23 protein-coding genes are annotated in these 23,675 nt (G+C 60.8%); 9 read left to right on the forward strand and 14 right to left on the reverse strand.

Annotated elements, in window-relative coordinates; all coding sequences use genetic code 11:
• Positions 1-7: 7 nt before the first annotated feature.
• Positions 8-1,357, reverse strand: coding sequence for a GntT/GntP/DsdX family permease (locus tag AC1RAC_RS07920; RefSeq protein WP_232104138.1), 1,350 nt, complete (start codon positions 1,355-1,357; stop codon positions 8-10).
• Positions 1,358-1,600: 243 nt separating this feature from the next.
• On the opposite strand from AC1RAC_RS07920, the gene AC1RAC_RS07925 reads away from it, so the two are divergent.
• The gene (locus AC1RAC_RS07925; RefSeq protein WP_054896984.1) at positions 1,601-1,975 is read left to right on the forward strand and encodes a lysozyme inhibitor LprI family protein; all 375 of its coding nucleotides are present in this window, start codon (positions 1,601-1,603) and stop codon (positions 1,973-1,975) included.
• Between the two features lie 121 nt (positions 1,976-2,096).
• On the opposite strand, the gene AC1RAC_RS07930 is transcribed toward AC1RAC_RS07925, so the two are convergent.
• From AC1RAC_RS07930 to AC1RAC_RS07945, 4 genes are all read right to left on the reverse strand, one after another.
• Positions 2,097-3,542 carry a SulP family inorganic anion transporter gene (locus AC1RAC_RS07930; protein ID WP_089042347.1) on the reverse strand — a complete coding sequence of 482 codons (1,446 nt, stop codon included), beginning with the start codon at positions 3,540-3,542 and terminating at the stop codon, positions 2,097-2,099.
• Between the two features lie 197 nt (positions 3,543-3,739).
• A complete protein-coding gene (locus AC1RAC_RS07935) occupies positions 3,740-4,633 on the reverse strand; it encodes an NAD-dependent epimerase/dehydratase family protein (protein WP_198791557.1) in 894 nt (297 codons plus the stop codon).
• Between the two features lie 103 nt (positions 4,634-4,736).
• Positions 4,737-5,633 carry a LysR family transcriptional regulator gene (locus AC1RAC_RS07940; protein WP_057975038.1) on the reverse strand — a complete coding sequence of 299 codons (897 nt, stop codon included), beginning with the start codon at positions 5,631-5,633 and terminating at the stop codon, positions 4,737-4,739.
• Between the two features lie 42 nt (positions 5,634-5,675).
• On the reverse strand, positions 5,676-6,440 hold the full coding sequence (locus tag AC1RAC_RS07945; protein ID WP_492616475.1) for a sulfite exporter TauE/SafE family protein: 765 nt from the start codon (positions 6,438-6,440) through the stop codon (positions 5,676-5,678).
• Between the two features lie 185 nt (positions 6,441-6,625).
• On the opposite strand from AC1RAC_RS07945, the gene AC1RAC_RS07950 reads away from it, so the two are divergent.
• Positions 6,626-7,540: a LysR family transcriptional regulator gene (locus AC1RAC_RS07950; RefSeq protein ID WP_089042344.1), complete on the forward strand. Its 915-nt coding sequence runs from the start codon at positions 6,626-6,628 to the stop codon at positions 7,538-7,540.
• A gap of 15 nt (positions 7,541-7,555) precedes the next feature.
• Here AC1RAC_RS07950 and AC1RAC_RS07955 read toward each other — a convergent pair whose 3' ends face one another.
• Both AC1RAC_RS07955 and kynU read right to left on the reverse strand, forming a co-directional pair.
• The gene (locus tag AC1RAC_RS07955) at positions 7,556-8,983 is read right to left on the reverse strand and encodes an amino acid permease (protein WP_034128766.1); all 1,428 of its coding nucleotides are present in this window, start codon (positions 8,981-8,983) and stop codon (positions 7,556-7,558) included.
• A 132-nt stretch (positions 8,984-9,115) separates the two neighbouring features.
• Positions 9,116-10,366 carry a kynureninase gene (gene kynU / locus AC1RAC_RS07960; protein WP_054896989.1) on the reverse strand — a complete coding sequence of 417 codons (1,251 nt, stop codon included), beginning with the start codon at positions 10,364-10,366 and terminating at the stop codon, positions 9,116-9,118.
• Positions 10,367-10,510: 144 nt separating this feature from the next.
• Between kynU and AC1RAC_RS07965 the strand changes: the two genes are divergently transcribed.
• Positions 10,511-10,984: an Lrp/AsnC family transcriptional regulator gene (locus AC1RAC_RS07965; RefSeq protein ID WP_003176072.1), complete on the forward strand. Its 474-nt coding sequence runs from the start codon at positions 10,511-10,513 to the stop codon at positions 10,982-10,984.
• A 60-nt stretch (positions 10,985-11,044) separates the two neighbouring features.
• Here the strand turns inward: AC1RAC_RS07965 and catA are convergent, their stop codons facing one another.
• The 3 genes from catA to AC1RAC_RS07980 are packed head-to-tail and all read right to left on the reverse strand — an operon-like array spanning position 11,045 to position 13,444.
• Entirely contained in the window at positions 11,045-11,974 is a 930-nt protein-coding gene (gene catA / locus AC1RAC_RS07970; RefSeq protein ID WP_492616476.1) for a catechol 1,2-dioxygenase, read from the reverse strand.
• A gap of 39 nt (positions 11,975-12,013) precedes the next feature.
• Positions 12,014-12,304 carry a muconolactone Delta-isomerase gene (catC, locus tag AC1RAC_RS07975; protein ID WP_054921514.1) on the reverse strand — a complete coding sequence of 97 codons (291 nt, stop codon included), beginning with the start codon at positions 12,302-12,304 and terminating at the stop codon, positions 12,014-12,016.
• A gap of 12 nt (positions 12,305-12,316) precedes the next feature.
• Positions 12,317-13,444: a muconate cycloisomerase family protein gene (locus tag AC1RAC_RS07980; RefSeq protein WP_034128800.1), complete on the reverse strand. Its 1,128-nt coding sequence runs from the start codon at positions 13,442-13,444 to the stop codon at positions 12,317-12,319.
• Between the two features lie 114 nt (positions 13,445-13,558).
• Here AC1RAC_RS07980 and AC1RAC_RS07985 point away from each other — a divergent pair, with 114 nt between their 5' ends.
• Complete coding sequence (locus AC1RAC_RS07985; protein ID WP_492616477.1) at positions 13,559-14,434, forward strand: LysR family transcriptional regulator; 876 nt, start codon at positions 13,559-13,561, stop codon at positions 14,432-14,434.
• A gap of 143 nt (positions 14,435-14,577) precedes the next feature.
• On the opposite strand, the gene AC1RAC_RS07990 is transcribed toward AC1RAC_RS07985, so the two are convergent.
• Positions 14,578-15,570, reverse strand: coding sequence for an AraC family transcriptional regulator (locus tag AC1RAC_RS07990; protein WP_060764185.1), 993 nt, complete (start codon positions 15,568-15,570; stop codon positions 14,578-14,580).
• A 311-nt stretch (positions 15,571-15,881) separates the two neighbouring features.
• Here AC1RAC_RS07990 and antA point away from each other — a divergent pair, with 311 nt between their 5' ends.
• From antA to AC1RAC_RS08010, 4 genes are all read left to right on the forward strand, one after another.
• Entirely contained in the window at positions 15,882-17,273 is a 1,392-nt protein-coding gene (antA, locus tag AC1RAC_RS07995; protein ID WP_492616478.1) for an anthranilate 1,2-dioxygenase large subunit, read from the forward strand.
• Positions 17,273-17,764: an anthranilate 1,2-dioxygenase small subunit gene (antB, locus tag AC1RAC_RS08000; protein WP_492616479.1), complete on the forward strand. Its 492-nt coding sequence runs from the start codon at positions 17,273-17,275 to the stop codon at positions 17,762-17,764. Before antA ends, antB begins: the two co-directional genes overlap by 1 nt.
• Before the next feature lie 134 nt (positions 17,765-17,898).
• Positions 17,899-18,906, forward strand: coding sequence for an anthranilate 1,2-dioxygenase electron transfer component AntC (antC, locus tag AC1RAC_RS08005; RefSeq protein ID WP_057975035.1), 1,008 nt, complete (start codon positions 17,899-17,901; stop codon positions 18,904-18,906).
• 71 nt (positions 18,907-18,977) lie between these two features.
• The gene (locus tag AC1RAC_RS08010; RefSeq protein ID WP_044274391.1) at positions 18,978-20,378 is read left to right on the forward strand and encodes an amino acid permease; all 1,401 of its coding nucleotides are present in this window, start codon (positions 18,978-18,980) and stop codon (positions 20,376-20,378) included.
• Between the two features lie 145 nt (positions 20,379-20,523).
• On the opposite strand, the gene kynA is transcribed toward AC1RAC_RS08010, so the two are convergent.
• On the reverse strand, positions 20,524-21,381 hold the full coding sequence (gene kynA, locus AC1RAC_RS08015) for a tryptophan 2,3-dioxygenase (RefSeq protein WP_054896994.1): 858 nt from the start codon (positions 21,379-21,381) through the stop codon (positions 20,524-20,526).
• Positions 21,378-22,028 carry an arylformamidase gene (gene kynB, locus AC1RAC_RS08020; RefSeq protein ID WP_181125032.1) on the reverse strand — a complete coding sequence of 217 codons (651 nt, stop codon included), beginning with the start codon at positions 22,026-22,028 and terminating at the stop codon, positions 21,378-21,380. Before kynB ends, kynA begins: the two co-directional genes overlap by 4 nt.
• Before the next feature lie 364 nt (positions 22,029-22,392).
• On the opposite strand from kynB, the gene AC1RAC_RS08025 reads away from it, so the two are divergent.
• A complete protein-coding gene (locus AC1RAC_RS08025) occupies positions 22,393-22,737 on the forward strand; it encodes a cupin domain-containing protein (RefSeq protein ID WP_003230905.1) in 345 nt (114 codons plus the stop codon).
• A gap of 47 nt (positions 22,738-22,784) precedes the next feature.
• Here AC1RAC_RS08025 and mmsB read toward each other — a convergent pair whose 3' ends face one another.
• Complete coding sequence (gene mmsB / locus AC1RAC_RS08030) at positions 22,785-23,672, reverse strand: 3-hydroxyisobutyrate dehydrogenase (RefSeq protein ID WP_127881043.1); 888 nt, start codon at positions 23,670-23,672, stop codon at positions 22,785-22,787.
• Between the last annotated feature and the right edge of the window lie 3 nt (positions 23,673-23,675).

A 23,675-nucleotide genomic window follows, 5' to 3' on the forward strand; every position in this document is an offset into this window, starting at 1 on the left:
TACAGGCTCATAACACAAGGGACAGACCGTAGGTCAGGCCGAAGGCGACCAGCGAAATCAGGGTCTCGAGTACGGTCCAGGTCTTGAAGGTCTGGATGACCGTCATATTGAAGTATTCCTTGATCAGCCAGAAGCCGCCGTCGTTCACGTGGGAAAAGATCACCGAGCCTGCACCGGTCGCCAACACCAGCAATTCAGGGTGTGGATAACCCAGGCCCAAGGCGACCGGCGCGACCACTCCGGACGCGGTGGTCATGGCAACCGTGGCCGAGCCCGTGGCGATACGCATCAACGCCGCGAACAGCCAGCCCATTACCAGCGGCGACAAGTGAAACGCATGGGCCAGGCCGAGGATTTCATTGGTCACGCCTGCGTCCACCAGGATGCGATTCAAACCACCGCCCGCGCCCACCAGCAAGGTAATGCTGGCGGTCGGCGCCAGGCATTCGTTGGTGAACTTGAGGATCGACTCGCGGTTGAAGCCCTGGGCCAGGCCCAAGGTCCAGAAACTCACCAGGGTCGCCACCAACAGGGCGATCACCGAGTTGCCGATAAACAACAGGAACTGGTTGAAACCGCTGCCCGGCGTAGAAATCACGTTGGCCCAGCCGCCGATCATCATCAGCACCACCGGCAACAGGATGGTGCCTATGGTCAGTGCAAAGCTGGGCAGGCGCGTACGCGGTTCACGCTCGATGAACTGGCGCTCCAGCGGGTTTTCCGCTGGCAAATGAATGTGCGGCACGATGAACTTGGCGTAGACGGGCCCGGCAATGATCGCCGTGGGGATGCCAATCAAAATCGCATACAGCACCGTCTGCCCGACCGAGGCGTTATAGGCCAGCACCGCCATCATCGCCGCCGGGTGCGGCGGCACCAACGCATGCACCACCGACAGGCCGGCGACCATCGGCAGCCCAACCATCAGGATCGACACGCCCACGCGTCGCGCCACGGTAAAGGCAATCGGCACCAGCAGTACAAAGCCGACCTCGAAAAACAGCGGCAGCCCCACCAGAAACGCAATACACACCATCGCCCAGTGGGCATTGCGCTCACCGAAGCGGTTGATCAGCGTGCGCGCCACCTGTTCGGCGCCGCCCGACTCGGCCATCATCTTGCCGAGCATGGTGCCCAGCGCCACCACCAGGGCGATATGCCCCAGGGTCTTGCCGACACCCGCCTCGTACGAGCCCATGATGGTGTCCGCCGGCATCCCGGCCATCAGCGCCAGGCCGATGGACACCAGGGTAATCACGATAAAGGGGTTGAGTCGGTAGCGTGCGATCAGCACGATCAATGCAATGATGGCGATGGCAGCGTATGCCAACAGCCCGAAGCCCGGTGATGCGGCCATGCGGTACTCCTCGGAAAGGGTCACGTCGAATTGGTTGTGAAACTCATAAATCATTCCCGAGGAGCATTTTCAATTTTCATGAAAGTAATTTTCGCCCACGGATAAGCGCTGTCGCTTGGGGATATGCCCGACATGGGTGGATGAAAATTCGGGGGGTGTTCTTACATGAAGATCAGAGAAGGCGGAAACTCAGTCGCTGCCCTTGAGTCATAGAATGCGCATCCATTGCCCAGGAACCCGCTCATGATTCGCACCACAATTGCCGCCAGCGTCCTGCTCTTGTGCAGCAGCGCTTATGCCGCCGACAACCCTGCCTTGAAAAAATGCATGGACAGCGCCAATACCACCGCAGACATGGTCAATTGCAACGCCCGGCAAACCAAGGTGCAGGACGACCGCCTGAACCGCGCCTACAAGACCGCCCTCGCCGCCCAGGAAGGGCCGCGCAAACAGCAACTGCAAGACGTGCAGCGCCTGTGGATCAAATACCGCGACGCCAACTGCGCCTTCGCAGGCAGCGCCACCGGCGGCACGATTGATCAGGTAAACGGCTCAGGCTGCGTGCTGGACATGACCCAGACCCGCGCCCAGGAGCTGGAAGACCTGGTCGGCCCGTAACTGCTACAGCTCTCCCCCTGTGGCGAGGGAGCTTGCTCTCGCTGGGCTGCGCAGCGGCCCCAAAATCCTGGGCGCGCTTCGCACGCCAGCGGGAGCAAGCTCCCTCGCCACAGGGGCTCAATCAGTCGTGATGAACCTTGGCGCGCTTGAGCAGTTTTTTGCAGCGCTCGGATAAATGCAGCACCCGCAGGTGCTTGCCAGCCTTGGTGTAGCGCTCGCGCAGGGTCATCAGGGCGGCAATCGCCGAATAGTCGACAAAGCTCAGGTGACGGCAATCCAGTGTGACCTGGGCCGGGTCGTTGGCCGGGTCGAACTGATTCAAAAACGGCGTGGTCGAGGCGAAGAACAACGTGCCATGCAGCCGATAGAGCTTGCTGCCATCGGCCTCCAGGTGTTCATCGGCGTACAGTTCCCGCGCCTGCTGCCAGGCGAAGTTCAGCGCGGCGATGACGATACCGCACAGTACGGCGGTGGCCAGATCGGTGAACACCGTAATGATCGTCACCGCCATGATCACCAGCACATCATTGAGCGGCACCTTGTTGATCACCCGCAACGACGCCCAGGCGAAGGTCTGTTGCGACACCACGAACATCACGCCCACCAACGCCGCCAGCGGGATCCGCTCGATCAGTGGCGACAGAAACAGAATGAACAATAGAATCATCACCCCGGCAAACACCCCGGAGAAGCGCCCACGCCCGCCGGAGCTGAGGTTGATCACGGTTTGCCCGATCATCGCGCACCCCCCCATGCCGCCAAACAGGCCCGAGACCATATTCGCCGCGCCCAGGGCCACGCTTTCGCGGTCAGGATAACCACGGGTCTCGGTGATTTCGTCGGTGAGGTTGAGGGTCAGCAAGGTTTCCAACAGGCCAACCATCGCCATCAAAAACGCGTAGGGCGCGATGATGCCGAGGGTTTCCAGGGTCCAGGGGATCTGCGGCAGGGCGAAAGTCGGCAAGCCACCGGCGATGTGCGCCATATCGCCCAAGGTGCGCGTCGGCAGGCCAAGCAGGTACACCGCCAGGCCCACACCGAGAATCGCCACCAGCGCGGGCGGTACAGCACGGGTCAGACGAGGCAACAGATACACAATGGCCATGGTTGCCGCCACCAGCCCGGTCATCACGTACAACGGCGTGCCGCTGAGCCAGGTTTCACCGCTCTTGAAATGCTCCAGTTGCGCCAGCGCAATGATGATCGCCAGGCCGTTGACGAAGCCGAGCATCACCGAATGCGGCACCATGCGCACCAGCTTGCCCAGGCGCAGCAGGCCGAAAGCGACCATGATCAACCCGCCCAGCAGTACCGTCGCCAGCAAATACTCCACGCCGTGTTGCACCACCAGCGCGACGATCACCACCGCCATCGAACCGGCGGCGCCCGAGACCATGCCCGGGCGGCCGCCGAACAACGCGGTGAGGGTGCAAATGATGAAAGCACCGTAGAGGCCCATCAGCGGGTTGAGATGAGCCACCAGCGCAAAGGCGATGCATTCGGGCAGCAAGGCGAAAGACGTGGTGAGGCCGGCCAGAGCGTCGGCGCGCAGACGGGTGAGGTTCATGGAGTACCAGGGAATTGCGGGGGATAAGGCGGGGAATGGTACGGAATTGCGGCGGGTGGGGCTAGTGAAGTGTCAGGTCCGATATACCGAGTCGCCCCTTTCGCGAACAAGCCCGCTCCCACATTTGGATCTGTGAATAGATTCAAATGTGGGAGCGGGCTTGCTCGCGAAGGCCGCACCGCGGTGCTAAGCGAACATCACACCATCTCGTCGCGAATCCACTCCACCACCGAAGTACGCTTGGGCACCCAACCCAACAGCTCACGAGCGTGCTTGCCGCGCACTCGGCTATTGGAGCCCAAGCCATAGTTGGCCATTTCATACCCCCACTCGGCCTCAGCCTCGGCCAATGGCCAATCCTGCGGCTCGCCCAGGTTCAGCGCTTGGGCAATCGCCGTGGTCATGTCGATGAATGCTGCTTCGCTGCTTTCCACAAAGTAGAAAGTACCCGGGACGTTTTTGGTCAGCGCCAGCAGATACAGGGCGACCACATCTTCAATATGCACATTGGACCAGATGTTTTGCCCGCTGCCCACATGGCGCACTACCCCGCTTTTGCGCGCCTGCTTGAGCAAGCGCGGCAATTGCACGCTGTCACGCTTCACGCCCAGGCTGTGGCCGTAGATCAGGGTGTTGCAGATCACCGCCGAATTCACGCCGTCATTGGCCGCCGCGAGGATCAGGTTGTCGATGGCCACGCGGGCAGCCTTGTCGACGGTCGGCTCAGGCAGGTTGTCTTCAAAGTAGATGACTTCACTGGCTTTACCGCCCGACGCATCGCCGACGATGCTCGAACCGCTGGTATGCAGGAACGGCTTGTTCGAGCCTTTCAAGGCGGCCAGCAAAGTTTGCACGGCGCCGCGGTGGTCGCTGCTGGCGGCGTTGATCACCGCATCGGCCTTCTGCGCCTGCTCGGTCAATACCGCTGCGTCGTCGAGGGTGCCGACCACCGGCGTGATGCCCAGCGCGGTCAGTTCAGCGGCTTGTTCGGCGCTGCGCACCAGGCCGGTGACGTGATGGCCGGCGTTGACCAGGCCGGTGGCGATCGAACCGCCGATAAACCCTGCTGCACCGGTAACGAATACATTCATGGAGGTTGCTCCTGACTGGGTAAGTGATGCGCCCAGTATCCAGCCCCCACGGCTGCCGAATAAGCCCGTGCGGCCCAATTCACTCTTGCGCTCAGGTCACGAATCAGCGCGCATACCGCGCCAGCTTGGCCTGAATAAAGTCCAGGAAGCACTGGATGCGTAGCGCCAATTGCGAGTTGCGATAGAACACCGCGTGGATCGGCTGGCGATAACCGCTGTTGAACACCTCCAACATGGGCACCAGGCGGCCGGCGTCGATGTCAGCGACGGTCATGAAATTCGACAGGCAACAAATGCCCTGCCCCTGCAGCGCTAACTGGCGCACGGTTTCGCCACTGGAGGCGCTGACGCTGGGCTGAATCAGCCAGCGGTCACCTTCACCGTGACGCAGCGGCCAGTGGTTGAGGGTCTCGGTGTGGGTGAAGCCCAGCAAGGTGTGATCAGCCAACTCGGCAACGGTCGTCGGCGTGCCGTATTGCTTGAGGTAGCCGGGGCTGGCCAGGACATGCAGCGGCGTGCTGCCCAGGAAACGCGCATGCAGGGTCGAGTCGGCAAGGGCGCCGATGCGAATGGCGATGTCGGTGCTTTGCTCTAGCAGGTCGATGATCAAATCATCGCTGTTGAGCTCCAACTGGATATCCGGGTAGAGGCTGCGAAATTCGGCAATGTACGGCACGACCCCATGCAGCATGAACGGCACGGCGGCATTGATACGCAGGCGGCCGGCCGGTTTTTTCTGGCGCGATGACAGACGCTCTTCCAGCTCATCCATCTGCGCCAGGATCAGCTTGGCCTGCTCGAAGAAGTACTTGCCCTCCTCGGTCAGGTCCATGCGCCGCGTGGTGCGGTTGATCAAGGTGGTGTCGAGTTTGGCTTCCAGGCGCGACAAGGTGCGGCTGACTGCCGATGGCGTTTGCCCGACCTTTTCGGCGGCGGCCGAAATCGAGCCGCATTCAATCACGCTGACGAAGATCTGTAGCTCATCGGAACGGGCTTTCACGGGCGGTCCTTCATTTATCGGCTGACACGTGCCCGCTCATTATTAACCAGCCAGCAACAAATGGCCTCCCAGCAACGCCATGCCGGTGAAAAATCCACGTTTGAACCACAGCGCACTGATGCGTCGGCGCACCACCTGACCCAGCCACATCCCCAGCAATGCCGGCACCAACGCCAGCAATGACGCGCCCATTTCACCGCCGCCCAGTGCCCCGCGCCAGGCCAGCCCGACGGCAAGTGCCAACGTCGACACGGTGAACGACAGCCCCAGCGCCTGCACCAACTGATCACGGCTCAAGCCCAGCGCTTGCAGGTACGGCACCGCCGGGATCACGAAGACACCGGTGGCCGAGGTAATGATGCCGGTGATCACCCCGCACAAGGGGCCCAGCCAGCGCTCGGTTCGAGGCGCAACCTTGAAGGTTGGCAGGAATAACCCGCTCAGCGCATACACCAGTAAAGCCGCGCCCAGGGCACGCACCACCCAAGGTCCGCTACCCATGCCCAGCCACAAGGTGCCCAGCCCGGTGCCGAGGAAGATCAGCAACAGCATCGGCCACAGGCGTTTGAGCAAGGCACCCAAGTGCCCGCCAAAGGACAGTTGCCAGAGGTTGGTCACCGTCGAAGGAATGATCAGCAATACCGCAGCCTGCGCCGGCAGCATAGCCAGGCCAAGCATGCCCATGGCTACAGTGGGCAAGCCCAGGCCGATGACGCCCTTCACCGTACCGGCCAGCAGGAAGGTGGTGATGACCAGCGCTGTCAGGGCGGGGCCGAGGTTTTGGTAGAACGCGAGGAAGGTATTCATGCACCGATTGTGCAGGGCTGGAGAGTGGCTGAAAATTCGCCATATACTGAGCCAGCCTCTTGTTTTGTGTGAGGCTGATGTCGCTATCGCGGGCAAGCCAGCTCCCACATTTGGAATTGTGAATACATTCAAGTGTGGGAGCTGGCTTGCCTGCGATGAGGCCCTTCCAGTCACTGGGAAACTTCATGCACTTTGACCTCATCGACCTGCGCCTCTACCTGCACATCCTGGACACCGGCAATATCACCGCCGGCGCGGCCCGCAGCCACCTGTCCCTGGCTGCCGCCAGCGCACGCATCCGAGCCATGGAGTCTTCACTGGGCATCGCGTTTCTCGAGCGCGGCCGCCGTGGCGTGACCCCGACACCCGCGGGCAAAGCCCTGGCGCGGCATGCCCGCCTGCTGTTGCAGCAGGCCGACCATCTGCAGCAAGACCTGGCCGAATACGCCAATGGCGTCAAAGGCCAGGTACGCCTGCTGTGCAATACCACCGCTCTAAGCGAGTACCTGCCTGAACTGCTCGCTCAGTTTTTGCGCGAGCACCCCAACCTCGATATCGACCTGCAAGAATTGCCCAGCCTGCGCATCACCCACGCCTTGCGCCAGGGCACCGCCGAGCTGGGGATTATTTCCGATGCGGTAGACACCCACGGCTTGCAGACCCTGGCGTTTCGCGACGACCCGCTGGTGCTGATCATGCCCCTGGACCACCCGTTGACCAGCGCGAGTTTTATCGAGAGCTTGCAATACGACTACGTGGGCCTGGCGGCCAACAGCGCGTTGGCGGTTTACCTGGAAGAACAGGCACTGCACGCGGGCTTTCGCTTGCAGACGCGCATTCGCGCCGACGGTTTTGATGGGGTGATTCGCATGGTCGCCGGCGGCGCGGGCCTGGGCATCGTGCCTCAGGCCGCCTTGGACCGTTGGCCACCTGCACGGCGCTTCAAAGCCCACCCCCTGCAAGAAGAATGGGCCTGCCGCAAACTGTTGTTATGCGCACGCTCGTTCGAGCAACTGCCCGGTTACGTCAGCACATTACTCGCTGCGCTCACCGCCCCCCCTTGTAGGAGCGAGCTCGCTCGCGAAGATCGCCAACGATAACGCGAGCTATCAGGTTTAACGCGGCGCTCTCGGGTTCTTCGCGAGCAAGCTCGCTCCTACAGATGATGCGCGTTTGTGGAAGAAGGTGTAGTAAACCGCCGACAAGATCAGCAGGAACGGCACGCCAAACACCAACGTCATCTTGAAGGCGTCGGTGAAATAGGTGGTGATCATCACCGCCCCCATCAGCACCAACCCCAGCAACGTGCTGTAGGGAAACAGGCGCAACTGGAACGACAACTTCGCCCCGCCATGACGCTTGCGATAGCGGCGGAAAAACAGGTGAGTGAGGAAGATCATGAACCAGGTGAAGATTGCGCCAAACATCGAGATCGCCATCATCAGGGTGAACGAGCTTTCCGGGTACACCACGTTGAGCAACGTCGCCAGGGCAATGCCCGAACTGGACAGCAGCAATGCGTTGAGCGGGATGCCGTTCTTGCTCAGCGCGCCCATGGACTTGGGCGCAAAACCAGCGCGCGACAGGCTGAACATCATGCGCGTGGTGATGTAGAGCTGACTGTTCATGGCCGACAGCGCCGCGATCAGGATCACGAAATTCATCACCCCGGTGGCACCGGGAATGCCGATGGTCTGCATCACTGTGACAAACGGGCTCTGGGCCTGGCCGGCCTGGTTCCACGGTACGATGGCGAGCATCAGCGCCAGGGTCAGCAGATAGAACACCACCAGCCGCACGATGGTAGCGCGGAAGGCTTTCTTCACTGCCTGCTCCGGGTCGGCGGCTTCACCGGCGGCCACGGCGATCATCTCGACACTGAGGTAGCTGAAGATCGACACGATCACCGCGATCCACATGCCACTCAAGCCATGGGGGAAAAAGCCGTCGTGGGCCGTGTAGTTCTGCACCCCGTAGTCAGGGTTACCGGAGCCGAACACCACATACACCGCCAGGATGATGAAACCGACAATGGCGCTGATCTTGATCGTCGAGAACCAGTATTCGAAGTTGCCGAAGGTCTTCACGCTGATCGCATTGAGCAGGATCAGCACACTGGAAAACGACACGATCCACACCCACTCCGGCACGTTGGCGAACCAGTACTTCATGTACATAGCCACCGCCGTGACCTCGGCCCCCACCGCCAGCACAATCGCCGCCCAGTAGGCATAGCGCACCAGGAACCCGGCCAACGGGCTGATGTAGAACTCGGCGTAAGCGCCAAAGGAGCCGGAGGTGGAATGGGCCACCGTCATCTCCGCCAGGCAGCCCATCAGCAGCAAGGTGATCAAAGCGCCGATGGCGTAGCTCACCAGCACGCTCGGCCCGGCATAACCGATGGCGTAGGCGCTGCCCATGAACAGCCCGGTGCCGATGGCGCCACCGATGGCGATCATGCTCATCTGGCCGGAAGTGAGCTGGCGCCTCAGGCCCAGTTCACGGTGGGTAATCTCTGCAAAGCCGTTGTCTGGCGTGGTCACTGGTGTGCCCCTTTATTATTGTGATAGTGGCTGACGCTGAACCTGTGGGAGCTGGCTTGCCTGCGATAACGGTAGTGAATGCACCGACGCTATCGCAGGCAAGCCAGCTCCCACATTTGATCTGTGTTGCCCTTAAGTAACGCTGTTGCGCACTTTGAATTGCGCTTGGTCCCACGTAGCGTTATCGAGAATTTCACCGAGAATTTCCACGGCGTCCCACACTTCGGTAAAGCTGGTGTACAACGGCGTGAAACCAAAACGCATGATCCGCGGCTCACGGTAATCGCCGATCACGTCTCGGGCGATCAAGGCCTGGATCACCGCGTAACCTTCGGGGTGTTCAAAGCTGACGTGGCTGCCGCGCCGGGTGTGTTCACGCGGGGTGATCAGCTCCAGGCCGTGGGCGGCGCAACGACTTTCGACCAACGCAATGAACAGGTCAGTCAAGGCCAGGGACTTAGTCCGCAGGCGCACCATGTCGGTCTGGGCAAAAATCTCCAGGCCACATTCCACCATGGCCAACGAGGTAATCGGCTGCGTACCACAGAGGTAGCGGGCAATGCCGGCGCTGGGGGCGTAGGTGGACTCCATGGCGAACTGCCGGGTATGCCCGAACCAACCCGATAATGGCTGGCGCACCACATCCACCAACGCCGGGTTGACCCACACAAACGCCTGGGAGCCCGGTCCGCCGTTGAGGTATTTGTAGGTGCAGCCAATCGCATAATCCGCATTGGCCTGATGCAGGTCGACAGGCACCGCGCCCGCCGAATGCGCCAGGTCCCAGATGCTCAGCGCGCCGCACTCGTGGCTCAGCGCGGTCAGGGCCGCCATGTCGTACATATAGCCGGTCTTGTAGTTGACGTGGGTGAGCATCACCACCGCCACGTCCGCATCGATAGCCTGGGGAAGTTCCGCCGGGCTGTTCACCAGGCGCAAGGAATAGCCTTGTTGCAGCAATTCGGCCAAGCCTTCGGCGATGTACAAGTCGGTGGGAAAGTTGCTCGCTTCGCTGACGATGACCTTGCGCGCAGGTGTACGTTGGCGCTGCACACTCAAGGCGGCGCTGAGCACTTTGAACAGGTTGATCGAGGTGGTATCGGTGATCACCACCTCGCCCTCACGCGCACCAATCAATGGCGCCAGGCGATTGCCCAGGCGCTGGGATAAATCCGCCCAGCCGGCGCTGTTCCAGCTACGAATCAAGCCATTGCCCCACTCCTCGGCGATCACCTGTTGTGCCCGCTCCAGCGCCGCCACCGGGCGAGCGCCGAGGGAGTTGCCATCGAGGTAGATCACGCCTTCGGGCAAGGCGAATTGGGCACGCAGGTGGGCCAACGGGTCCTGGGCGTCGAGGGCTTGGCAATGGCTTCGAGTGGTCATGGGTCGTCCTGGTTTTTATAAGTGAGGATGGACCAAATAATGAACGAACTTTTAGAGAATTTTCGTGCAAAGTGGTGGGCAAACGTCTATTTAAGCTGTAGAAAATTCGAATTTAACCTCCAAACACGCGGATATCTTCCAAGCATGATTCTCGACGCTACCGACCTGCGCCTCCTGCATTTCCTGCAACAGGATGGCCGCATCAGCAACCAGGAATTGGCGGAAAAAGTCGCGCTGTCGCCGTCTGCATGCCTGCGCCGTTTGCGCCTGCTGGAGAGCGAGGGAATCATCAGCGGTTACCGCGCGGTATTGAACGCCGAACAGCTGGGAATCGAGCTGGAAGCCATCGTGCACCTGTCGCTGCGCCAGGATGTGGAGGACTGGCATGAGACGTTTATCAAGAAGGTGCAAGGCTGGCCGGAGGTGGCGAGCGCCTATGTAATCACCGGCGCCAGCAACTATGTGCTGCGGGTGCAGGCGCGCAACCTCAAGCACTTTTCGGACTTTATCGTGAACCATCTGAACCGCACGGCGGGGGTGATGGATATCCGCTCGGAGATAGTGCTGCAGAAGATCAAAGACCGGGATGAGGTGTTGGACCTGGTCGTGCGCAAATAACTAAATCACCAAAAAACCAATGTGGGAGCTCGCTTGCTGTGGCGAGGGAGCTCCCACAGATCAGTCTTCGAGGGCGCGGACTCGTTGCATGCGCTGCTGCTCTATTGGCGCATCCGCCACCTGCAACTCAAAGTCAAAATCAATCTGCGCAAACCGCCCTTGCACGCCAAATTCGCGCGCCAGTTGCGGATCGTCGCTGAAGCGAATCTCGGCAATCAGTTCATCCCGGGTGGCATAGGCAAAGTCATCATGCAGGTACGGGTCATCCGACAGGTTGATCTGCGTGGTCAGGTGCCGGTGCCCCGGCGCCGAGATGAAGAAGTGGATATGCGCCGGCCGTTGCCCGTGGCGCCCCAGCTGGTCGAGCAACTGTTGCGTCGGCCCGCTCGGTGGGCAGCCGTAGCCTGAAGGCACGATGCTGCGAAAACGGTAGTTGCCCAGGGCGTCGGTCTCGATGCGCCGACGCAGGTTGAATTCCGATTGCGCCGGGTCGAACCACGAATAGGTCCCGCCCGTGTTGGCCTGCCACACATCGACAATCGCCCCTGCCAACGGCTTGCCCTCGGTATCGCGTACTTGCCCGCGCATGAACAACGGCACCGCGTCGTCCCTACCATCATCCAGCCGCGCCTCGTACTTGGACAGCGGCGCACCGGCCACGTACAACGGGCCTTCGATGGTGCGCGGCGTGCCGCCAGACTTGCCCGCCTCCTCGTCAGCGGCATCCATCAACAGGTCCAGGTAATGCTCCAGGCCCAAGCCGGCGGCAAGCAGGCCGGCCTCCTGGTTTTTGCCCAGTTCATTGAGGTAGTTGACCGCCTTCCAGAATTCTTCCGGGGTCACTTCCAAGTCTTCGATGATGTTCACGGTGTCGCGCAGGATTCGGTAAATCAGCGCCTTGGTGCGCGGGTTGCCCGCGTCATTGAGGTTACCGCTGGCTTCTTCGAGAAACTGTTGGGCGTGGGCAGTCTGGGACAGGCGGATGGACATGGTGCATTCCTCATCTTGTAGTTATAGGTGGAAGCCGGCTCAGCGGTCGTCCGCATGGATCGACGACGGATGGCGGCACAGCGCGTTCACTTCGATGGCCATGTAGGGGAACAACGGCAGTTGCATCAGCAGGTCGTGCAGCTCCTGCACGCTGTCGACATCGAACACGCTGTAGTTGGCGTAATGCCCGGCGATGCGCCACAGGTGGCGCCATTTGCCCTCCTCTTGCAGGCGCTGAGCCAAGGCTTTCTCCTCGGCCTTGAGGCTGGCGGCACGCTCGGGGTGCATATCGAGGGGAAGGTTCACGGTCATTTTTACGTGGAACAACATGGCAGAGGCCTCTTAGTGTTTGTCACGGCGAAAGAACGCCAGGCGCTCTTCATCGAGCGCCAGGCCCAGGCCCGGCGCGCTGGAAACGTGCAGCTGGAAATCGCGGTACACCGGTGGCTCGGTGAGGATGTCTTCGGTGAGCAACAGCGGGCCGAACAATTCGGTGCCCCACGCCAGGGTGTTCAGCGTGAGAAAGGCATGGGCCGAAGCCAGGGTGCCAATGCCGCCTTCGAGCATGGTGCCGCCGTACAGGCCGATGCCAGCCGCTTCGGCAATCGCCGCCGTGCGCAATACAGCGCGAGGGCCGCCATTCTTGGCGATCTTGAGGGCGAACACTGTGGCCGAGCCTTCACGGGCCAGGTTGAATGCATCCTCGACACACTCGATGGACTCATCGGCCATGATCGGCACCGGGCTCGACAGGTTGAGCCGAGTCATACCACCACGGTTGTTGCGCGAGATCGGTTGTTCGATCAGGTCGATACCGTTGTCGCCGAGCACCTTGCACGCCCGCAGGGCCACGGCTTCATCCCAGGCCTGGTTGACGTCGACGCGCACACTGGCGCGCTCGCCCAGGGCTTTTTTGATCGCGATCACATGGGCCAGGTCGCGGTTGACCTCCCCCGCGCCGATCTTCAATTTGAAGAGACGGTGGCGGCGCAGGTCGAGCATCTTCTCGGCCTCGTTGATGTCCTGTTCGGTATTACCGCTGGCCAGGGTCCAGGCCACCGGCAACGCATCACGCACACGCCCGCCCAGCAGCTCGCTGACCGGCAGCCCGAGGCGTTTGCCGAGGGCGTCGAGCAAGGCGCTTTCGATACCGGACTTGGCAAAGGTGTTGCCGCGAATACTGCGCTCCAGGCGCAACATCGCCGCGTTGACGTTACTCGCGTCCTGGCCGATCAACAGCGGCGCGAAGTGACAGTCGATGTTGACCTTGATGCTGTCGGGGCTCTCGTTGCCGTAGCTCAGGCCGCCGATGGTGGTGGCTTCACCGATGCCTTCGATGCCGTCGGTGCAACGCAGGCGAATGATGACAAGGGTCTGGTTTTGCATCGTGTGCATCGCCAGCTTGTGCGGGCGAAGGGTGGGCAGGTCGACGATGACAGTTTCAATCGACTCGATGGTGCAAATCGGCATGGCAATACCCATTGGGTTCTTTATAAATTTACGTCGATTCTGTTCCGCATTTTTTCGGGCTTCCAATATAGAATTGGTCTCGTGCGATACCCTCAAGGTATGAAAGGAGTCGATATGGAACTGCGTCACTTGCGCTATTTCCAGGTGCTGGGCGAGACCCTCAACTTCACCCGAGCTGCCGAACGCTTGCATATCGCCCAGCCGCCTTTGAGCCGGCAGATCCAGCAACTGGAGGACGAACTGGGGGTGGTGCTGCTGGAGCGCAGCCGGCCCTTGCGGCTGACAGAGGCCGGACGGTTTTTCTATGAGCATGCCAATATGCTGCTCGAACAACTGGGCAAGGTCTGCGACACCACCCGGCGCATCGGCCAAGGCGAGAAAACCTGGCTGGGCATCGGCTTTGCGCCGTCGACCTTGTATGGCGTGCTGCCGGAGCTGATTCGGCGCCTGCGCACTCACGAGGCCCTGGAGCTGGAGCTGGGTTTGTCGGAGATGACCACTTTGCAGCAGGTCGAAGCGCTCAAGGCTGGCCGCATTGACGTAGGCTTCGGGCGGATTCGCATCGACGATCCGGCCATCGTCCAGCGCGTACTGGTGGAGGACCGCCTGGTAGCAGTGCTGCCCAGTGGTCACCCGTTGCTGGGCGCCCCGGCCACCCTCGCCCAGTTGGCCGGCGAACCCTTTGTGCTCTACCCCGGCAACCCGCGCCCCAGTTATGCCGACCATGTGATCGCGCTGTTCGACGCCCATGGCTTGAGCCTGAAGGTGGCGCAGTGGACCAACGAATTGCAGACCGCTATTGGCCTGGTGGGCGCAGGTATGGGGGTGACGTTGGTGCCGGCGTCGGTGCAGGTGCTGCATCGGGCGGATATTGGCTATACGCCGATTGTGGAGACCACTGCGACTTCGCCGATCATTCTGAGCCGGCGGGTGAATGACCAGTCGCCGGGGCTGACTCATTGCCTGCAACTGGTTGAAGAGTTGATCTGAGATTTTCCCAAACACCGCAATTCCCTTGTAGGAGCGAGCTTGCTCGCGAAAAACTCACAGGCGCCGCGTTCATCCAGCAAGCACGCGTTATCGTTAACGTTTTTCGCGAGCAAGCTCGCTCCTACATTTGATCTTCATTGGTTTCAAAGGCTGCGCAGGCGCTTGCGTTGCAATGTCTGGCTGGGCGACTCATCGAACAACTTGCGGTATTCCGCCGAAAACCGCCCCAGGTGCGTAAACCCCCAGCCCAGGGCGATTTCAGAAATAGTGCGCATTGAGCCCTGCTCCAGAATCTCCTGGCGCACCGCCCCCAACCGATGCTTCTTCAGATACGCCATGGGCGACAGTGCGAAGTACTTGCGAAACGCATCGAACAGTTTGAACCGCGACACGCCCGCTGCCGCTTCCAGGTCTTCCAGGTGCAGCACTTCACGGGCGTTGTCGTGGATGAATTGCCGCGCACGGATCAAGTAGTGCGGCAGTTTCACCCCCAGAACCTCGCGCAGTTCTTCAGAGTAGTTATTGGGTTGGGCCAGGATCAGCCCCTTGATCAGCGAGCTTTCCAGGTCACGGGTAAACGCCGCCTGCTCGTACAACTCGCTGCTGCATTCCAGTTCGGCGATGAAGTATCGCGCCATGCGCCACCACGAGGCCGGTGCTCCGTCCACAGCATCCATCACCGACTCAAACCGCAGCGGTGCATCGATGGGCCGTTGCAGCAAACCTTCCAGTGACTCGCTCATCGCCGCGCGGGTGATCACCACCTGCAACTTGCGGCAGTCACCGGAAATCGCCAGCACCTGATGCTCATTGGGTGAAATGATCACGCCCTGGTCGCGGTTGGAACTGAGGCGCTCACCGTTCTTGCTCAGCTCCTGCTCGCCCACCAGCGGCAGGCTCAAGCTGTAGCTGCTGAAGTGCTCGGCGTCTTCGATGTCGATGGTCACATCGGTACCGTACTCGATCACGCCCAGGGTGGTGGCGCGGGATTTGAACACGTTGGCGCTGTGGTGAAAGCGCAGGCGTTCGGGGGTGGCCGTCGCCAGGCGATGGGGCCCGCAGATGCCGGACATCCAGCTGCGCGCGCCTTCCAGGTCGAAGCGTTGAATATGAATATCGCGTGTCTGGCTACTCATCAGGGTGCACCCACGGCGGTTAGGCATTTGCGCGCTCTGGCGGCGCGTCGTTGAACCTCGACAGCAAGTTCCAGGCCACGCCAGCAGCGTGGCCACTGGGTGGATAGTAAGGGTCGACTATGTGGATAAATCCCAGGGTTCTACGACCATCGCCCACCATCACAGTAGCGCATGCCGTCACCTGCGCGCACCGCCATGGGTATTTGTTGCCCAACTTTGCGGCCTGCGTTCCCCCATTAAGCGGATAGCCCGCTACCGCATTGCAGCCGCTTAATGGCTCACCGTTTAGCCATGATCAAAAGGTGCCTCCCATGAGTGGTGCAAGAACCGTCGAGCAGTGGAAAACCTTTATCGAAAGCTGCCTGGACTTTCGCCCGGCAGATGAAGTGTTCCGCATCGCCCGCGACATGTTCACCGAGCCCGAACTGTTCGACCTGGAGATGGAGCTGATCTTCGAAAAAAACTGGATCTACGCCTGCCACGAAAGCGAACTGGCCAATAACCACGACTTCGTGACGATGCGCGCCGGGCGCCAGCCGATGATCATCACCCGTGACGGCGAAGGCCGGCTCAACGCGCTGATCAACGCCTGCCAGCATCGCGGCACTACCCTCACCCGCGTGGGCAAGGGCAACCAATCCACCTTCACCTGCCCGTTCCACGCCTGGTGCTACAAGAGCGATGGCCGACTGGTGAAGGTCAAGGCGCCCGGGGAATACCCGGAAGGTTTCGACAAGGCCACCCGCGGCCTGAAAAAAGCGCGCATCGACAGCTACAAGGGCTTTGTGTTTATCAGCCTGGACGTGAACGGCACCAACAGCCTGGAAGATTTCCTGGGCGACGCCAAAGTGTTCTTCGACATGATGGTGGCGCAATCGGCCACCGGTGAGCTGGAAGTGCTGCCAGGCAAGTCCGCCTACACCTACGACGGCAACTGGAAGCTGCAAAACGAAAACGGCCTGGACGGTTATCACGTCAGCACCGTGCACTACAACTACGTGGCCACCGTGCAGCATCGCCAGCAGGTCAACACCGAGAACGGCGCAGGTTCCAGCACGACGCTGGACTACAGCAAGCTCGGCGCCGGCGACGCGAATACCGACGATGGCTGGTTTGCCTTCAACAACGGCCATAGCGTGCTGTTTAGCGACATGCCCAACCCCAGCGTGCGCTCCGGCTACGCCACCATCATGCCGCGCCTGGTAGAAGAACACGGCCAGCAGAAGGCCGAGTGGATGATGCACCGCCTACGCAACCTGAACATCTACCCCAGCCTGTTCTTTCTCGACCAGATCAGCTCGCAGTTGCGCATCATCCGCCCGGCGGCCTGGAACAAGACCGAGATCATCAGCCAGTGCCTGGGCGTGAGAGGTGAGTCCGACGCCGATCGCGAAAACCGGATCCGCCAGTTCGAGGACTTCTTCAACGTCGCGGGCATGGGCACGCCCGACGACCTGGTGGAATTTCGCGAAGCCCAGCGCGGTTTCCAGGGCCGCCTGGAGCGCTGGAGCGATATTTCTCGCGGCAGCCATCGCTGGGAGACCGGGCCGACGCCCAACAGCGAGGCCATTGGCATCCAACCGGCGATGACCGGCACCGAATTCACCCATGAAGGCTTGTACGTCAACCAGCATCGCAACTGGCAGCAGTTTCTGCTCAAGGGTTTGGACGAGCGAGCCCTGACACTGCGGGAGGTGAAATGATGAATGCGCAATTGCAGTACCAGATCGAGCAGTTCTTCTACCGCAAGTCCGAACTGTGCGACGCCCAGGACTGGGACGCCTACGTGCAGTTGTTCGACCCGCAGAGCGAATTCCACCTGCCGCAATGGGATTCCGAACACGTCTACACCCAAGACCCCAAGCGCGAGATGTCGTTGATCTACTACGCCAACCGCTCGGGCCTGGAAGACCGCGTGTTCCGCCTGCGCACCGGCAAAGCCGCCTCTGCCACTCCGATGCCGCGCACCTTGCACCTGATCAATAACGTACGCATTGCCGAACAAAGTGACGGCACCTTGGAGGTGCGTTTGAACTGGCACACGTTGTTTTATCGCCTGGCCACGTCCGAGCAGTTCTATGGGCATGCAACCTATCGCCTCAAGCCCGAGGGCGACAGCTGGCTGATCATGCGCAAGCACGCCTTGCTGCTCAACGACACCATCAACTCGGTGCTGGATTTCTATCACCTTTAAAACCAGCACATCCCCCTTGTGGCGAGGGAGCGTGCTCCCGCTGGAGTGCGCAGCGCTCCCAGTTTTTTGGGGCAGCTTCGCAGCCCAGCGGGAGCAAGCTCCCTCGCCACAGGGGCACGCTTGGAGTTTCATCAATGAATCACAAAGTGGCCTTCAGCTTTGCCGATGGCAAGACCCTGTTCTTCCCGGTGGGCGCCCATGAAATCCTGTTGGACGCGGCCCTGCGCAACGGCATCAAGATCCCGCTCGATTGCCGCGAAGGCGTGTGCGGAACCTGCCAGGGGCGTTGCGAATCCGGCGAGTACACCCAGGACTATGTCGACGACGAAGCCCTTTCCAGCCTCGACCTGCAACAGCGCAAGATGCTCAGTTGCCAGACCCGGGTGAAGTCCGACGCCACCTTCTATTTCGACTTCGATTCGAGCCTGTGCAACGCCCCCGGGCCCGTGCAGGTACGCGGCACGGTGAGCGCGGTGCAGCAGGTCTCGACCAGCACCGCCATCTTGCAGGTGCAACTGGACCAGCCACTGGATTTTTTGCCGGGCCAATATGCGCGTCTGTCGGTGCCCGGCACCGATAGCTGGCGCTCCTACTCCTTCGCCAACCGGCCGGGTAATCAGTTGCAGTTCCTGGTACGCCTGCTGCCCGATGGAGTCATGAGCAACTACCTGCGTGAACGCTGCCAGGTAGGTGATGAAATGTTGATGGAGGCGCCCTTGGGTGCGTTTTATCTGCGGCACGTCACCCAACCGTTGGTACTGGTGGCGGGCGGCACCGGGTTGTCGGCGTTGCTGGGTATGCTTGATGAGCTGGCCGTCAACGGCTGCACGCAACCTGTGCACCTGTACTACGGCGTGCGCGGCGCCGAAGATTTATGTGAAGCGGCGCGTATCCACGCCTACGCGGCAAAAATCCCGAACTTTCGCTACACCGAAGTGCTGAGCGACGCCTCAGCCGAGTGGACGGGCAAACGCGGCTACCTCACCGAGCATTTCGACCTGGCCGAACTGCGGGACAGATCGGCGGATATGTACGTGTGCGGCCCCCCTCCGATGGTCGAATCCATCCAGCAATGGCTGGCGGATCAGGCACTTGATGGCGTTCAGCTGTATTACGAAAAGTTTACGCAGAGTAATATCTGACCCTCAGCAGTTCTGAGGGGCCGATGCGGCGTGCAATCACCCTTGAGAAAAACAAGTAGAAGGGAATGTTAATGGCGGATGACATGGTTAACCCGGTGGGCCTCAAGCGAGGCCTGAAGAACCGGCACATTCAGCTGATCGCCTTGGGAGGTGCGATTGGTACAGGCTTGTTCCTCGGCTCGGCCGGGGTACTCAAGTCGGCGGGGCCGTCGATGATCCTGGGTTATGCGGTAGCCGGGTTTATCGCGTTCCTGATCATGCGCCAGCTCGGCGAGATGATCGTCGAAGAGCCGGTGGCCGGTTCCTTCAGCCACTTCGCACATAAATACTGGGGCGGTTACGCAGGCTTCCTGGCGGGCTGGAACTACTGGGTGCTCTACGTGCTGGTGGGCATGGCCGAGTTGACGGCGGTGGGCAAGTACATCCAGTTCTGGTGGCCGGAGATCCCAACCTGGGTCAGCGCGCTGGTGTTCTTCGTCGCGGTGAACCTGATCAACACCCTGAACGTGAAGTTCTTCGGTGAAGCCGAATTCTGGTTTGCGATCATCAAGGTGGTGGCGATTGTCGGCATGATCGTGCTCGGCTGCTACCTGCTGTTCAGCGGCACCGGCGGCCCCCAGGCCTCGGTCAGCAACCTGTGGAGCCACGGTGGTTTCTTCCCCAATGGCGGCATGGGGCTGTTGATGTCGATGGCCTTCATCATGTTCTCGTTCGGTGGCCTGGAACTGGTCGGCATCACCGCCGCCGAGGCCAGCGAACCACGCAAGGTCATCCCCAAAGCGATCAACCAGGTGGTGTACCGCATACTGATTTTCTATGTAGGTGCGCTGACCGTGCTGTTGTCGCTGTACCCGTGGGATCAACTGCTGCAAACCCTCGGCGCGTCAGGCGATGCCTACAGCGGTAGCCCGTTTGTGCAGATCTTCTCGCTGATCGGCAACGACACCGCCGCCCACATCCTCAACTTCGTGGTGCTGACCGCGGCGTTGTCGGTGTACAACAGCGGCGTGTACTGCAACAGCCGCATGCTGTTCGGCCTGGCCGAGCAAGGTGACGCGCCCAAGGCGCTGATGAAGCTCAACAAGCAAGGCGTGCCGCTGCGGGCGTTGGCGATTTCGGCGCTGGTGACCATGCTGTGCGTGGTGGTCAACTACGTCGCGCCGCACAGTGCGCTGGAGTTGCTGTTTGCCTTGGTGGTTGCTTCGTTGATGATCAACTGGGCGCTGATCAGCCTGACCCACATCAAGTTCCGCAAGGCCATGGGCGAGCAAGGCGTGACGCCGTCGTTCAAGACCTTCTGGTTCCCGTTCAGCAACTACCTGTGTCTGGCCTTCATGGTGATGATCATCGGGGTGATGCTGGCGATTCCGGGAATTCGTGAGTCGGTGTACGCGATGCCGGTATGGGTGGGGATTATCTATATCGCCTACCGGTTTAGGATCAGAAACGGGAAAGTTGCCGTGGCGCAGTAACCCCTGTGGGAGCGGGCTTGACCGCGATTGCGGCGTGTCAGCCAATGGATGAGCCGACTGATACACCGCAATCGCAGGCAAGCCAGCTCCCACAATTGACTGTATTTCACCTAGAAAAAAGCCCCGGTAATCCGGGGCTTTTTTATTAGAGCGTGGAACGTACTCGCCAGAGTTCAGGGAACAGTACCGTGTCGAGCATCTTGCGCAGGTACCCCACGCCTTCAGTACCACCAGTACCCGGCTGGAAGCCGATGATGCGCTCCACCGTGGTGACATGCCGGAAGCGCCACTGGCGGAACGAATCTTCCAGGTCGATAAACTTCTCGGCCAATTGATACAAGTCCCAGTAGCGATTCGGGTCGCGATACACCTCGCGCCACGCCGCTTCCACCGATTCATCGTGCACCGTGGCCGCCGTCGGGTCGCGTTCGGCGCGCTGAGGGTCAATCGCCAGCCCTGCCTTGATCATCAGGTTCACCGCCTCGTCATACAACGACGGCGTGGCAATCGCCACCTGCAATTGCTGCAGCAACTCCGGGCGATGAGCATGGGGCCGCAGCAGCGCCGGGCTTTTGTTGCCGAGGATGAATTCGATCTCGCGGTACTGGAACGACTGGAACCCCGACGACTGCCCCAGGAACGGGCGAATCGCCTTGTACTCCGACGGTGTCATGGTCGCCAGCACCGCCCAGGCGTGCACCAGTTGATCGAAGATCCGCGACACCCGCGCCAGCATCTTGAACGCCGGCGGCAGCTCACCCAGGCGCACATGTTCGCGGGCGGCCTTGAGTTCGTGAAGCATCAGTTTCATCCACAGCTCAGAGGTCTGGTGCTGGATGATAAAGAGCATTTCGTTGTGGTCTGGCGACAGGGGGTGCTGGGCGCTGAGGACTTTGCCCAGGTCCAGGTAGTCGCCATAGCTCATGGACTCGGAGAAATTCAATTCGGCGTTATGCCATTCTTCCGGCGGTTGGTAATCAGCTGAAAAAGGACATTGGCTCATCGCGTGGGCTCCTTGAGCGGGCGGAGAATGGCGCGCACGGGGCTCGCGTCCAGGTTGGCGAAGCGCAGCGGCAGCGCGATCAGTTCATAGTCGCCCTCCGGTACGTCATCGAGCACGATGCCTTCGAGGATCGCCATGCCATGGCGCGCCACGACGTTGTGCGAATCCATGGTCTTGGATTGTTGCGGGTCCAGGGACGGCGTATCGATACCGATCAGGCGCACCCCCAGGCTGGCCAGCAGCTCAATGGTCTGGGGGGCGATGGCGGTGAAGTTCGAATCCCAGTCGGTGAGCGGAGCTTGTGGATAAGTGCGCAGCAGCACGCGCTCGGGCAGGTTATCCACACGCCCTTGCAACTGATGCGGCTGCACCAGGGCGCCGCTGCCCAGGCAGTGCAATACCCGGCACGGCCCCATATACACATCCAGCGACACCTCGCCAATCGGCGCGCCATCAGCGCTGTAATGCAGCGGCGCATCCACATGGGCGCCGGTGTGCGGCGACAGGGTCACGCGCCCCACATTCACCGGGCACTCCGGGCCGAACTGCCACACACGCTCTTCCTGAAACGGCGTATCACCCGGCCAGGTCGGGGTGGCCGTGCTCAAGGGCGGGCTGATATCCCACCACGTTTTTATTGGGTTCATTGCAAGGCTCTCACTCGTTACTGAGGTGAATGATACGAGGGAGGGGTGTGAATTTTCTTGCGAATTCTGGCGCGATACGGGAAATCTTTCGCAGTTACTGCGAGGAAACATCGGTTTGATGCACAGATCTGTCGCTCAGATACGCCACGACCTCGTGTGGGAGCCTGGCTTGCCAGCGATAGCGGAGTGTCAGGCAATGGAGATGCTCGCTGTGCCACCGCCATCGCGGGCAAGCCCGGCTCCAACAGGGGACCGCGGTGTTCAGGTGACTGCGCTTCTGGGCATCCCAATGTCGAGTTCAGACCACTGGCGCAACGCCCGAGGCCTTAGGGTTGAGCTTTCCCTTCCCTGCCTCGGAGTCATCATGTCCAAGCCCATCACCGTACTGCGCGACACCCACCCACTGCCGGTCCTGGATGCCTGCAAATGGGAAAAGCTCGAAGGTGACCCGCACACTGTCAACCTCAACGCCTACACCAGCGAAGACGGCAGCAAGATCATGGGCACCTGGATCTGCACACCGGGCAAGTGGTACGTGGAATACGTGAAGTGGGAATACTGCCATTTCCAGGAAGGCTACTGCGTGATCACGCCTGAAGGCATGGAGCCGATCCATCTGCGCGCTGGGGATATCTTTGTAGTGGAGCCAGGGATGAAGGGGACGTGGGAAGTGGTCGAGACTGTGCGTAAGTATTTTGTGTTTGCCTGACCCAGCAAAACCTGTGGCGAGGGAGCTTGCTCCCTCGCTACAGGTATTTATTTGGGCTTGCGATAGCTGTTGATGATCGCCGAGAAGTCCTTGCCCCCTTCCCCTCGCTGGCTCATCGACTGATATAACTGCTGGGCCACTGCGCCGAGAATCACCGGCTGATGCGCCTGGCGCGCAGCCTCAGTCGCAAGGCCCAGGTCCTTGAGCATCAGGTCGGCACCAAAACCACCGGTATAGCCACGCGATGATGGCGCGGTCTCGATCACGCCTGGCCAAGGATTGTAGGTATCGGAACTCCAGCAGCGCCCCGTGGAGCTGTTGATGATGCCGGCCAGCACTTGTGTATCAATACCAAGTGCATCGCCCAGGGCCATGGCCTCACTGACGCCGACCATGCTGATACCCAGCAGCAGGTTGTTGCAGATCTTGGCGATTTGCCCGGTGCCGACATCACCACAGTGCACGATGTTGCGGCCCATCTGCGCCAGCACCGGTTGCAGGGTGGCGAACAATTCCGGGTTGGCGCCGACCATGAAGGTCAGCGTCCCGGCCTGGGCACCGCCGGTGCCACCGGAGACCGGCGCATCGGCCACTGCCACACCTTGTTTGGCTGCCGCAGCCGCTACTTCACGGATGGTTTGCGGGTCAATGGTGCTGCAATCCACGGCGGGGATGCCTTCGCCGATGCCGGCGAGTACACCGTCTTCATTCAGCCACACGCTGCGCACATGGGCGGCTGCCGGCAGCATGGTAATCACCAGTTCGGCACCTTGGGCCGCATCACGCGGTGAGTGGCTGATGGTGCCGCCCAGTTCGGCGAGTTCCTTGAGTACCGCCTGGTTCAGGTCGAACAGGTTAAGCGCGTGCCCAGCCTTGATCAGGTTGCGGGCCATGGGCGCACCCATGTTGCCCAGGCCGATGAATGCAATTTTCATGGT

This window comes from Pseudomonas sp. GW823-FHT02F05, from assembly GCF_058797315.1.